The sequence below is a fragment of the Paenibacillus sp. FSL K6-1217 genome, assembly GCF_045040735.1.
Lineage (GTDB): Bacteria > Bacillota > Bacilli > Paenibacillales > Paenibacillaceae > Paenibacillus_AQ.
The window spans coordinates 6,921,731-6,934,711 of record NZ_CP150271.1; the positions used below are offsets into that span (position 1 = coordinate 6,921,731).

The following is a 12,981-nucleotide window of genomic DNA, read 5'->3' on the forward strand; positions in this document are numbered from 1 at the left end:
CCATTAAAGGAGAAACCATAATGAATACAAATAGAGAGTACACTAACCCGCTTGTCGAACAGCGTGCAGATCCCTGGGTATACAAGCATACCGACGGCTATTACTATTTCACTGCTTCTGTGCCTGAATATGACCGGATTGAAGTCCGCAGAGCGTTAACGATTGAGGGGCTTCGGGAAGCACAGCCGGTAGTGGTCTGGCGCAAATATGAGAGCGGTCCGCTCAGCGCCAATATCTGGGCACCCGAAATCCATTACATGGACGGCAAATGGTATATTTACTTTGCGGCGGCCCAAACCACGGAGACGAAGGAAGGGCTGTTCGACCACCGGATGTACGCCTTGGAGAATACTTCAGCGAACCCGCTGGAAGGGGAGTGGACCGAGAAGGGGCAGGTGAGAACCGCCTGGGAATCCTTCGCCCTGGACGCTACAACGTTCGAGCATAGGGGCGTGCATTACTATGTATGGGCGCAAAAGGACCCGGAAATTGACGGGAACTCCAATCTGTATATCTCAGCCATGGAGAACGGCTGGACGCTTAAGGGTCCGCAGACGATGATCTCTTCGCCGCAGTATCCTTGGGAGGTCATCGGCTTCAAGGTAAACGAAGGGGCTGCCGTGCTGAAGCGGGGCGGCCGGATCTTCATGAGCTTCTCGGCCAGCGCCACCGATCATAACTATTGCCTGGGACTGCTTACCGCAGACGAGGACAGTGATCTGCTGGACGCCGCATCCTGGACCAAGCATCCCGAGCCGGTGTTCCAGACCAGTGAGGAGAACGGGCAGTACGGTCCGGGTCATAACAGCTTCACAGTGGACGAGAACGGCGAGGATGTGCTGATCTACCATGCCCGAAGTTATAAGGAGATCACCGGAGACCCGCTCTACGACCCCAACCGCCACACGCGTGCCAAGCGCCTGCGGTGGAACGCGGACGGCACGCCGGATTTCGGGGTGCCGGTGAAGGATAGCCTGAGCAAGTTCTGATTATAAGCGGAGATCCGGCAGCTCCGAAGCATTCAATGCATCAGGAACGCGGCTATTGCGGCGCTGCTTAAGCGGTTGACTCCCTAGAAATACACTATAATAGAGGTAGCCAAGGACATTATGATGATGTCTCTGGCTACCTCTATTTTTACATAGGTTCAGCCTGGAGAAGTTGACCTTGCGCGGATTTAACTTTATTAGCCGGGATGTCACATCAGGGCAGGGCTCATCCGTAGTACAGAATATAAAGAGTTCACAGGGACTTTAGGAAAGGGGTGGGAAAATGGATGAAACTGATCTGCAGCAGATCATCCCGGATATCCTCAACGGGGATACTGCTCAGTTTGAACAGATCATGCACCGGTATCAGAGACGGATTTTTTCGTATTGTTACCATATGTTAGGTCATTATACAGAAGCGGAGGATTGTACGCAGGAGGTATTTATTAAGACATTCCGGAAGTTAAGCCAATACAACCTGGAGAAGCCTTTTGAAGCCTGGTTGTATGCGATAGCCTCTAACTGCTGTATCGACACCATTCGTAAGCGAAGGTTAAGTAAATATCTTCCATTTCTGTATCGCAGCGATGAACAGAATCAGCATGTAGATCAAGCCATTGAGGATAACTATTACAATGAGCATGTTCTGCGGGCAATGTCCAAATTGACACCTGAGGAACGAAGCCTGCTGATTCTGCGATGTGTGGAAGATAAGGGCTATAAGGAAATCGGAGAAATTATGCAGCAAAACAGCAGCAGTCTCCGTAAGAAATTTGAACGCACGGCCGCTAAATTCAGAAAGTATCATGCTCATCTTACAGGAGGGATATCGGATGGATCACGACAGCAGTCAAGACCTCAGAACCATATTTCATAACGTCAAAGTTCCTGAGGCAGATGTAACGAAAGCTGTGATGAATATATTGGAGGATGAGAAAATGAATAAACGGGTTACCTTCTATTCTAAATATAAGCTGAGTACTCTTATCGTACTGGCATCACTGTTGTTAGCTTCATCAGCCTTTGCGGCTACACAGCTGATTACACTCACGAACAACAAAGGGGATGTAATCTATGAGGAAAAGAAATTCGAGGATTCAAATTTTCCGGATTATACGAAGGAAGAGCAGCGGCGCAGCTTAAAAGCACACGGTCTAGGACAAGACTTGCTGCAGCCGGGCCAAGCAGCAGCAATCTATATGGCAGGAGAGAATGCTGAGGGAGAGCTATACATCAGGAGAGGGTCAGCATCCGGGTTCTCGGATGCAGCTTCACTTCGCGATGAGCTGAAGCAGTCCGGCGCACTTATTTTTGATAGGCTGCAAGATCAATATGATTTTGTTACAGGTGCTCTGACCTATAATCCTGATCCGCTCACCGACCAGAAAGAAGCTGAATTGACAGAGCAATTAGCACAAGAAGCACGGGATTCCAAGGATGGATATGCTATGAGAATGCTTGATGTGTCTAAAGAGGGCTGGAGTATGATCGTTACGTATAAAGGGGAGGGACAAACGATTCTTGTTCAGCCGATGAAAATGAACGAGAAGTTAACGATACACCATTCTGAGGAGCCGTCAGCAGAGAGTATAACAGTCGATGGTGTTGAAATGTTGTACTCTTTATATACAAGCGGCAGTCAAGGGATTCGTTTCATTCAAAATATTCCTAACAGCGATTTCCACATCGTTTATTATATTGAGGCTACAAAGGGCGTTACCAAGGAGCAATTGCTTGAGATCGCCAAAGCTTATTTGCAGTAATCATCATCTGATCAGCGGATATAAAGCCTATAAAAACTTGAAGCCTTTAGCCCCACTGGGTATTATCCCCTTCAAGTAGACACTCGTAAAAAACCTCATGTGTTAACATGAGGAGATGAGTGAACTTGGAGGGGATTTTTGTATGGCCAAAAAGGGACAAGTATATCAATCGTACACAGAGGAATTCAAGACAGAGGCTATTCAAGCCTATTTTACAGGAGGTGAGAGCTACAAGGTCGTCTCCGACAGGTTGGGGATTGCGAACTGTACTCAGCTTAAAGTATGGGTAAAGAAATATCGGAATGGAGAGCCATTCGATACACGAAAAGGGGCAACAAGCCCTTTAAAAGGACGTCCACGTTCTACATTTGCCAGTATCGAAGAAGAACGAGATTACTTAAAGGCACAGGTGGACTACTTAAAAAAGCGGTATCCAAATCTGTAAATGGAGGAAAGCTTGGACTACAAGACAAATACGCCGTCATCGAAGAACTACGTGACCAGCATGGCGTCACCCGACTATTAACCATTGCAGGTGTATCGCGGGCAAATTACTACAAGTGGCGAGGTACACAGGCTCGACGAATGGATACCCATGAGCAAGAGCACGCCATTAAGGAGCATATGGTGGCTATTCACCTGGCTCATCCCTATTTCGGGTACCCCCGAATGCGGGCAGCCCTGTGGGAGGCGGGCTACCTCGTCAACCACAAGAAGGTATGGCGGCTCATGAAAGAGCTGTCGATCCAGTCCGTCATTCGCAAGAAAAGGAGTCGTGCTGGCTCTGCTCCTTCCGTGGTCTATCCGAACCGATTAAAGCGTAAGTTTCATGCGACAGCACCTCAGCAGAAGCTAATAACGGACATCACGTATATCTCAGACGGCACCCGCTTTTATTATCTGTCCGCTATTCAGGACCTCTTTAACAATGAGATTGTAGCTTGGCAGATCTCGGAGCGTAACGACGTAAACCTCGTCCTGGATACCATTGAACAGTGGACACGAAAAAGAGACGTGTCTGAGGCCGTACTCCATTCGGACCAAGGCTTTCAGTACACGTCTCAGGCGTACAACACACGATTAGAGGCATTCAGCGTCAAGGGCAGCCACTCTCGCAAAGCAACCTGCACTTGACAGGGGTATGACCAACTTGCAGCGTGGGGCTAAAGGTTTTTATTGGATTCTGATCAGCCGCTGCCATCATCGGCTAACTACGTTCCTGCACGAACTGTTTTATTTGTCCCCTAGAGGAACCGGAATAGTGTGTCTATAGAACTTAATATAGTGGAAGCCGTCCATCATCAGGAATTCAGGCTTCTCTGTGGTCTGGAAGGAATACGTACGCTCCCACAGGGTATTGCCGTTCTTGAGATCCCATGGGCGGGAGCCGGATATCGAAGTGACGGGAACGGCAGCTCCTCCGGCTTGAACAGCCAAAGTGTCCTTGTCCAGCATAGTGAACTCTTTCCCGGCGATCACAATATCATAGCCGTCAGCAGTCGGGGAGACGCTGCGGATCCAGAGCTTCTCCTGTCCGACCAGAACCGACCGGTCCGAAGGCGAGGCCAGCGGGATCGGCTGTCCGGCCTTCTGGTATCCGATGAAATTATCCAATACAAGTTCAACACTCTGCAGCTTGTCTGTTGGCAGCGTATCATATTCAATCAGAAACTCTGCTACCCCCGTTTTCTCATTCAGACCCGAACGCATCGACAACAAATCCACTTCTGTCCCATTCACATACAGCTTGGTTACAGCCTGGAATCTTGGATTTTCGCCATTGTCCATCTTATAATGTCCCTTCACGATGGTTGAGGTGGGGGATGCTGTAATGGAGTCATAATAGACAACTCCCTGATCCACCGGAACGCTTTGAGAGATATCTGCGACTAGCAGGCTTTTCATGGCAAGGTTCGGGTCATATTTGAAGGAGACAGGAAATTGAATTCTTTCTCCGGTGGTCAGCTTTGCATTGAGATTCACAGTCAAATTCCTGGAAAAAGGGCTGACCGGCTCAAATTTGTATACTCCTTCGAACCCGTTCATGTCCGGCTTGAAATCTCCGCTGCCTCCGGTAGGAGCAGAGTCCGTAAACAAGCCTTTAATATTGTTGAAGGAGTAATTGGAGAAGTCCGTCTCCTTAAACACCTGGCCGGGCGGATACTGTATACTGTAATGCATCAGCAGATTATTGTCGTCTGCGATCACATCTTTGATCGTGAAGATGGTCCCGTCCTTAAGGGTTGTGTTTTGGTTGACCGCTTGTCCGTAGCCCTGCTTAACCGCTTCAGCAAAGTTCAGTGTACTCAGATCACTTTGACTGAACAGCTTTCCGCCGTAATAAGCCAACACCGGATACTGATAGACGCCTACCGTCAGCAGCAGGGCGGCGGCAGTTGTGGCAACCCAGGTCCGTGCCCGTCCAGCCCGTGATTTCCGTCTAACCGGAGCCTGCTCCAGCGCCTTACGCAGTCTGCCCTCAAGTTCTGATGGCGTCATGGTCTGCTGATGCTCCTGTAATCTCTCCTCGATCGTTCTCATAACGGTCACCTCCAATCATGGCTTTTAGTTTCTGTATCCCCTGCGAGATTCTGGACTTGATTGTTCCCACCGGCGCTTCGGTGATATCGGCAATCGTCTGATACGGCAGATCGTGGACATAACGCAGCTCAATTGCTTCCCGCTGCCTGGGATTCAGATGTGCGAGCAGGACAGACAGATCCATTTCAGACTCGGTATCGCGGTAGGGGTTATCTGCAGTCCATGCCTCCATAGCAGGCTCCGGCGCTTCGTCCTCCTCCAGCGGAAGGAACCGGTTCTGGTTGCGGAGGACCGTTTTGCAGCGGTTGACCAGAATGGTTTTGCTCCAGCTGTAGAAGGCTTCGTGCTTCTTCAGTTGCTCCAGCTTCTCATAGAGCGTAACGATCATGTCCTCCATCACATCCATCGCGTCATGCTCATTCCTCATGTAGCTATAGGCAAGACGATAATAAGCGTCCTGTTCGGCTAGGATTAGTTCTAATAATGCTTCTTTGTTGCCTCGTTGTGCGGCTCTGACAAGACGGCTTATATTCATGTGCTCACCCCTTTCACAGATAAGAGTACGTAGCAGCCCGGAAAGTTCATTATGCTCATAAAAAAATCTCCACAGCCGCTTCCCGGGAAAAAACGGCCCCAGGAAAGCTGTGGAGAAGACAGGTGTAGCTTACGGATGCCTGCACATCCGGGAATGGAACAGCGCGTCACTCGTAGAACAGCAGGCGCTTGGCATAGGCGTTGCGGAACTCGGTGGGGGTGAGGCCGACGATTTTTTTGAACGACTTCATGAAATTATGGCAATCCTTATAGCCTAGCTGCAAGGAGACCTCACTGACATTCTGGTTGGTGTCGGTCAGCAGGAATTTCGCCAGCTCCATCTTCTGCTGCAGAATATACTGCTTCAGGGAGATCCCGGAGATGACGGTGAACAGATGGGAGAGATACTTCTCGTTATAGCCGAAATAGGCGGCGATCTGGGATACCTTAATATGCTCGCTGCGGCTCCATTTAATGTAGTCCACAATATCGTGGTAGAGCTGCTCCTGCTTCGTTCTTTTGAACGGATCGGCATCGGTAGGAAGGGTCTGGCTGTACAGCTCGCACAGAATAACGGTTGACATATAGTTGCCCAGCATTGTCTGATTGTAGCTCCGCACCGAATCCTGGAGCTGCTTCATCATCACGATGATTTTCTCCACATTCCGCAGGGTTCCGTATTGGGGCAGGTGAATCACATATTCTTCCAGCCCGGAGGTCTGCGGGGGTGCTCCGTAGTCGTCTGAATGCCGTTCGCAGCGTGAAAATGCAGCCAATAGAAGCTACAGTCCGAGGACTTGTACCCGTATTGTCTGGTAAGCGGCGGCAGCAGCAGATATTCGCCTTTGGAGACTACGAACTGCTGGTTGTCACCCGCCAGGTAGAGCACGCCTTCGGTCATGACAATCAGCTCATAATCCTGCAAAATCCGGCTTAAGTGAATCCACTCCGCCGAGGGGGCCACGAATTTGCCGGTCATCTCCAGATGTACCGGCTTATCCACAAGCAGCTTGAACGCAGTCATGTATGTGTCTCCTTCTATTCTGGCATTCATCCTGTTTATCGTAACGGAGCGCCTGCACAGAATCAAGGAGGAGCTGCAATATCTGTTATTTCAAGCCTTTCAAGCCTTTATGGTTCAGATGAATCCTGAACAGATCCCCTGCCTCGCCGCCGAAAACAATCTTTCCGCCTTCCGGGAGGATGACGGATGATGTATCCTTATTCACGATAGAGGAGTACACCATCGAACCTTGGTCATCGTATACGATCACCCCTCCACTGGCCGGAGTATCTACGCTCATGGTTGAAGCAGCCGATTTGGCATCAATCTTGAACCACACGGCATGGCCGCTATTCGCAATCGTACAGATCGAGGCATTTCCGCCGTAGATCGGGTTGATAACATCTTCACTGAGGTAGGACTGCCCGTCTATCATCAGATACTCTTGCTTGTTCTCGGTATGGAAGCTCAAATCGAAGGCATCTCTTCCGCTCATAGCCGGAATTTCAGCGGCATTTACAGCGGTATGTTCATCCACAATTCGGGTGCCGGATGCATAGCCATACTCACTGTCTACAGCAATAGTATAGGTTAGATCATTAGGGGTGAGATAGAGGAGGGAGTTGATCTTTTCATCCAATCCAATGTAGGTTTTAAGATTTCTTGCCTCCCACGCAGCTCTGGTGGCAGAAGGCAGAGGATTGGCATCCAGCTTCTGGTATTCATAGGCGACCATCGATGTGTGCCCGATGCCGGGTAATTCTACATAGGCTTTCAGCTTAAAATAAGTTAGTCCGTTTGACTGTTTCTCAAAGCTTATCGCTGTGGTGCCATCCTTGCTGGTGAATTGTCCTGCACCTGTATACACATAAGCTTGTGGAGGGATAACTCCTCCTTCGAGGGCGGGGAGCGAGATTTCCCCATTCTTAATCTCCACCTTCAACGTAGTGCCCACTGTGCCGTATAATCCGGCATACACAAGCTGATCTGCCGGCATGTTGACCTTGACAGAAGGTTCAAAGACAGGGCCTGGTATCCGCTTGCCGATCTTGCCGATGTCCTGCAGATAGGCCAGTAGAACGTTGGTGGCAAAAATACTGTTATACAGCGAATTTCCATTCGAGGACAGGACAGCAATCGAAATATGCTGTTCAGGCAGTGTAGTCAGAGCAGCATGATACAAGACAGTATCCCCGCCTTTGGACAAAGCCGGGATGCCATATTGATCAAACGGGGCCAGGCGGACGGCATCCCAGCCGAGTCCAAAGCTCACGCTGTTGGATTCCTCTGGCACCCAAATACCTTTTCTATATTCCGGACTTTGCATGGCGGCAGCCGATTGCCCGGATAACACATCGGGCCGCTTCCCGGTCAACACCTCCCCGAAAGCAGCCAGCTCTTCAGCCGTGGAGTATAGTCCGCCCGCGCCAATTACGTTGGTAGTCTCAACGGGCAAAGCCTGCTGTATTCCAGGGTAATAGGCTTTGGCTAGTCGTGCTCTGTCAAAGGTGCTAAGCGGCGTTTGGGTGGAGGTGAATTTCAGCGGCTGGTTGATCTTCTGATTCAGAAATCCGGTATAGCTTAAGCCGCTTACCCGTTCCACCAGGATCTCCAGCAGCTGGAATCCATCGTTGCAATACACGGAATATTCACCCGGTTTCGACTTCAGGCGCTCCGATTGCAGCCTCATTAATAATTCATCCCGATTGCCGGGGTCATTGTCATCGAACAAGATGCTATTGGCATAATGACTGCCGTAAAGACCTGAGGAGTGATTCATCAGCATGCGCGGCGTAATATCCTTATACCTCTCATCTGTCATGCTGAAATTCTTGATATAAGTGACAAGCGGCTGATCTATATCCACTTTGCCCGCATCCGCCAGCATCATCACTGCGGCCGTTACGTACATTTTGCTGACCGAGCCGATGCCGAACATGGTATCCTTCGTAATTGGAGCGTGGCTGGCTTGATCACGGACACCTGCGTTGCCGGATAAGACAATGCTTCCGTTGTCGATAATGGCATATTGTAAGCCGGTTACTCCATAGTCGGATACAATCGTCGATGCCAGCTTGCGGGCTTGCTCCGATGCAGTATCCTTGTGGGGCTGTGCTGAAGCTTGGTTCACGGGTAGAAAGGTGGTTATAAGCATGACACTCATCACGGCTGCACTTATTCTCTTCACTCTAACTTCCTCCTCGGCACCCTTTAGCGGACTTATCTGGGCTATAGTTCAGCATACCAGGCAGGAGGCGGGAGAAATACAACGATACCCTGAAACGTCAAAAGCAATCCCTAAACAACAGTTCGTCTAAGGGATTGCCCGTATCGCCTCATCCGGCAGCTTGCCGGGTGAGGCATATATAAGTCATAACGATTTATACATCTTCAACTTTATGCAGCGTCGTCCGGATATGCTCCAGCGCAGCCGCCGGATCATCTTGCCTGATGCACTCTTCGATATAGAGGTAGTGCTGGTTGGTATCGTGTATGATTCGTTTGACCGATTGGAAGCTGTGCACCATTTGGGCGTAACTGGCTTCCTGCTCGTTCATTTGCTGCTCCAGACGGGCATTCTCAAGCTTGAATTGAAGCTTATCAATCATCGTGTCCATTATGTAGATGATCATCACATTGATCACAAGAAATCCGATTGCGGAAATAAAGTAGTGGATGTTCATCTCCGTGTATAAGGTTAGGACGTTAAGCTGGTAGATGCTGATGAGAGGAATAAGTATTAATAGGATGTTGTAACGGTAAGGCAAGGAGAAGTTCCTGCGCCGGGTGATCAGCCGGATCACTTGGATAACCGCTAACATGATCATGAAGCTAAGCAGATTGGCCTGAAATAACAGGAACGTATGCTCTTCGTCTGTTACAGTAAGACTGGCTGTGTCAACCAAGTCCAGCATATAGAAGCAATAGGCCGAAATCATATTCACAATAGACATTAATACCGCATAGAGCACAGTAAATATAATCTTTGTTTTGAGTTCGGCATTGAAGACTAAAGACAAACTGAAGAGGCGGATAACACCAGAAGCGAAGAGACCACAAAAGAATCCGGAAGGGATAAATAAAGGTAACCAAGGACTCCGTAAACGGCAAAATAGATCCACTTCTTGCGCCTGCGGGCCGATCTGCCTAACACCGAGTTGAAATAATACATGATCTGAAACCCCAGAATAAGCTCAACAAACAATACGATGAACTCATTGCCAGCAGTCATAGCCTTGCGGCCCATTGGTTCATAAGGGGACTCCTCTCTGCCAGCAGTCACTCGGCCTTCCCCCTCAGTAATCCGGCCTTCCCGCCGCAGGCAGCGGCGGGAGGGCCGTTATTCACTGTGGTGACTTTTGATTATTCCTTGATTATAGTGACCTTATATTCCTGCACCGTCACATGATCCTCCGCCTTAACCGTGAGCTTCACCTCAGTACGGCGGTGCGGCAGCTTGATCTCGCGCGGGAGTGAATCCTCGATCAGAATCCCGTCTGCATAGACTAGGGCATTGTGATGGTGTGGTGTAACGTTCAGTTGTACACGGTCCGCAGCTTGCGGAACGCTCAGGCTATATGTGGTACTTCCGCTGCTGAAGGAGGTAGACAGTGTTCCTTCACTGAAGGCAAGCTGACGCAGTCCGGCATTGTGGTCATAACCGGTCATCATGCGCAGCAGATCGAAGATGCCATTTTCCTTCTCCGGAACCACAAATTTGACTTCCACCTCGCTCTTGCCGCCAATCGCCCCGGCAGGAATCAGATAACTCTGCTCATAGAAGCTGCGGGCTTCATCCGTATGCAGCACCTCGCTCGCAATCAGCTCCCCGTCTACATAAATCGCTATTTTCTTACCATTATTTCCTGAGAAATAAGTGACCGAGAGATAGTTGTCTGTACGCGGAGCGACCTTCATCCGGTAGCTGAACCAGCCGCCGTTCTCCGCTTTGCGGATGTTATACCCATCCCATGTAGCTACAGAGGTGTTCTCTCCCTCAATGCCGTGCTCCAGCTCATACTGGTCGTTGCCGACAGGCAGGCTGTCCAGTGTTGCGTCCTGCACACGCTGCCGGATTTTGCCCTCTAAAATATGCTTCTGCAGCTCAGCCGAATCGGCCTCCACCAGACTCCAGTAGATGCCGTAACGCTCACTATGCTGCTTATAATGCGGGGTGAAGACCAGCCGTTCATCCTCATCGGTTCCCCGCAGCGCAAAAGCCAGTTCATCCTGCTCCAGCCGCATGACGCGGTCCGCAAGCTGATCCAGCCACTCCTGCGGGCTCTCGTTCACTGTAGTGATGAAGTCCTTCACCAGCATGTTGCGGGTCGGCACACTGACAGCAACCCCTGTGGCGGATACAGACAGGTCGCTCTGGCCCAGAGCGGCGCTCAGCACCACCGGTCCGTATTTGAAGGCAACCACCTGGCGGGCATCCGGCAAATTGAAGGACGTCAGCTTCATCGGAAGCCGGAGCTGTAGCGTGTCGCCGTCTTGCCATACTCTGCCGATCACCATGTAACCTTCGCTAACCTCTGAGTTCACAGGCTGTCCGTTCAAGAGAAGCTCCGGCTCACCGGCCAGCCAGTCCGGCAGCCGAAGCTTCAGCGCCAGGGAATGAACCTGAGGCTGCAGCACGGATACAGTGAACTGTACACTATCACTATAAGGTAAATCTGCTGATTGTGACAGCTTCAGGCCATGCTCAGCAGCATTCAGAGTAGAGCTGAAATACTGGTTGACTACAATGCTGGACGCATCATGGAAGTACAGGCTGTCATTCAGCTTGGTGAAGCTCTCCATGCCTGTTCCCGTACAGCACCAGAAATGCTCGAACGGGGAGCTGTACACCTTGAAATACCCGGTCGCCATAGGCTGGAAATACATCGTCATCCCGGTATGCGGGTGCTGTGAAGAGACGATGGCATTCAGGTAGGTGTTCTCGTAGAAGTTGGCGTAACGGATGTCCCCCGTGATTTTGAACAGCTCGCGGGTCAGCTTGAGCATGTTGTAGGTGTTGCAGGTCTCCGCTGTGAAGTTGGAGCGTTCCCGGTCCAGCATATCCGGATCGCCGAAATGCTCCCATTCGCTGTTCCCGCCGGTGATGTAGCTGTGATGTTGGACCACCATCTCCCAGAACTGCACCGCCGCCTCCAGATAAAAGACCTCGCTCTCCCCGAGCGTCCGGTAACGGTTCAGCGCACCGAGGAACTTCGGAATCGTGGTGTTGGCATGCTTGCCCTTCAGAATATCTTTGCCTTCATGGACTGGAGTGAACAACGTCAGCTCGTCGAAGCTATGCGCGGCGCTTAAATGGCCTGCTTTTCCGGTAATTCTGTACAGGTCGTACAGGCAGTCATTCATCCCGCCGTATTCCACCGATAATACACGCTGATGAATCTCTTCAGACCAGGAGGCTGTGCGGCGGTATACCCAGTCTCCCAGCTTATCTGCAACTTCGTAAGCAGTCCTGCTGCCCGTGGCAGAGTAAGCGGCAGTAAGTCCGGCGATAATCTTGTGCATGGTATACCAGGGTACCCAGGCCGGCTGTTTATTCTCCACATTATCAAACAGCTGCTCACCGAACGCGGAGAGGTAACCGTTCTCATGCTGGCACAAGGCCAGCTCTTCCAGAAGGTAGTTCAGCCTGAGCGCCAGTCCGTCATCCCGGGTACAGGCATAGGCCTGGGACAGCGCTGACAGATAGTGGCCGAGCGTATGCCCGCGGATCTCCGTACTCTCCCAGCCGGGGTATTTCACGGCACGCTCCGGCAGTCCCCGGTTCTCGCGGAAGCCCGCCAGCAGGCGGTCCGGATCATAGCTGGTCAGATAATCGATCTCCTTGGCCGAAGCGTTTGCGATATACGGATCGGACACACGGACTTGGTCCATGCAGTACTCCTGGTACAACAGCTTGCCCTGAATCGGGGCCGCAGGGGGCTGCGGGGGTGTAATTGTCATTTTTGTATCCTCATTCCTATGGATGGTGTAGGGTTGATGTTGCGTAAATATCCTATGTTTAAGCTTATAGATAAAGGGCTTGGGGGTAAATAGTGATACGATTGAATATGTGTGAAAAGGTTAGATATGATTGCATTCCGTTCTGCGGGCCAGCGTGGGATTCAACTAAAAAAGCCACATCTGCTGCTGG

General features: G+C 50.6%; 13 protein-coding genes. 5 read left to right on the top strand and 8 right to left on the bottom strand.

Features of this window, described 5'->3' with window-relative positions:
* Nucleotides 1-20 precede the first annotated feature (20 nt).
* From MHH28_RS30490 to MHH28_RS30510, 5 genes are all read left to right on the top strand, one after another.
* On the top strand, nt 21-989 hold the full coding sequence (locus MHH28_RS30490; RefSeq protein ID WP_405109004.1) for a family 43 glycosylhydrolase: 969 nt from the start codon (nt 21-23) through the stop codon (nt 987-989).
* 283 nt (nt 990-1,272) lie between these two features.
* Nucleotides 1,273-1,866, top strand: coding sequence for an RNA polymerase sigma factor (locus tag MHH28_RS30495; RefSeq protein ID WP_036725686.1), 594 nt, complete (start codon nt 1,273-1,275; stop codon nt 1,864-1,866).
* Complete coding sequence (locus MHH28_RS30500; protein ID WP_405109008.1) at nt 1,823-2,752, top strand: hypothetical protein; 930 nt, start codon at nt 1,823-1,825, stop codon at nt 2,750-2,752. The genes MHH28_RS30495 and MHH28_RS30500 overlap by 44 nt, the downstream gene beginning before the upstream one ends.
* 142 nt (nt 2,753-2,894) lie before the next feature.
* Nucleotides 2,895-3,197, top strand: a complete 303-nt coding sequence (locus MHH28_RS30505; RefSeq protein WP_405109010.1) for a transposase — start codon at nt 2,895-2,897, stop codon at nt 3,195-3,197.
* Nucleotides 3,119-3,886, top strand: coding sequence for an IS3 family transposase (locus MHH28_RS30510; RefSeq protein WP_405117334.1), 768 nt, complete (start codon nt 3,119-3,121; stop codon nt 3,884-3,886). Before MHH28_RS30505 ends, MHH28_RS30510 begins: the two co-directional genes overlap by 79 nt.
* Before the next feature lie 99 nt (nt 3,887-3,985).
* Here MHH28_RS30510 and MHH28_RS30515 read toward each other — a convergent pair whose 3' ends face one another.
* The 8 genes from MHH28_RS30515 to MHH28_RS30550 form a co-directional block, all read right to left on the bottom strand.
* Nucleotides 3,986-5,293, bottom strand: coding sequence for a DUF4179 domain-containing protein (locus MHH28_RS30515; RefSeq protein WP_405109013.1), 1,308 nt, complete (start codon nt 5,291-5,293; stop codon nt 3,986-3,988).
* Nucleotides 5,232-5,828, bottom strand: a complete 597-nt coding sequence (locus MHH28_RS30520; RefSeq protein WP_405109016.1) for a sigma-70 family RNA polymerase sigma factor — start codon at nt 5,826-5,828, stop codon at nt 5,232-5,234. Before MHH28_RS30520 ends, MHH28_RS30515 begins: the two co-directional genes overlap by 62 nt.
* A 166-nt stretch (nt 5,829-5,994) precedes the next feature.
* Entirely contained in the window at nt 5,995-6,603 is a 609-nt protein-coding gene (locus tag MHH28_RS30525) for a helix-turn-helix domain-containing protein (protein WP_405109019.1), read from the bottom strand.
* Nucleotides 6,522-6,851, bottom strand: a complete 330-nt coding sequence (locus tag MHH28_RS30530; RefSeq protein ID WP_405109021.1) for an AraC family ligand binding domain-containing protein — start codon at nt 6,849-6,851, stop codon at nt 6,522-6,524. The genes MHH28_RS30525 and MHH28_RS30530 overlap by 82 nt, the downstream gene beginning before the upstream one ends.
* Nucleotides 6,852-6,936: 85 nt before the next feature.
* Nucleotides 6,937-9,018, bottom strand: a complete 2,082-nt coding sequence (locus MHH28_RS30535; protein ID WP_405109024.1) for a serine hydrolase domain-containing protein — start codon at nt 9,016-9,018, stop codon at nt 6,937-6,939.
* Between the two features lie 193 nt (nt 9,019-9,211).
* Complete coding sequence (locus MHH28_RS30540; protein ID WP_405109027.1) at nt 9,212-9,784, bottom strand: hypothetical protein; 573 nt, start codon at nt 9,782-9,784, stop codon at nt 9,212-9,214.
* Nucleotides 9,785-9,840: 56 nt separating this feature from the next.
* Nucleotides 9,841-10,113, bottom strand: coding sequence for a hypothetical protein (locus tag MHH28_RS30545; protein ID WP_405109031.1), 273 nt, complete (start codon nt 10,111-10,113; stop codon nt 9,841-9,843).
* 80 nt (nt 10,114-10,193) lie between these two features.
* Nucleotides 10,194-12,791, bottom strand: a complete 2,598-nt coding sequence (locus MHH28_RS30550; RefSeq protein WP_405109034.1) for a beta-L-arabinofuranosidase domain-containing protein — start codon at nt 12,789-12,791, stop codon at nt 10,194-10,196.
* Between the last annotated feature and the right edge of the window lie 190 nt (nt 12,792-12,981).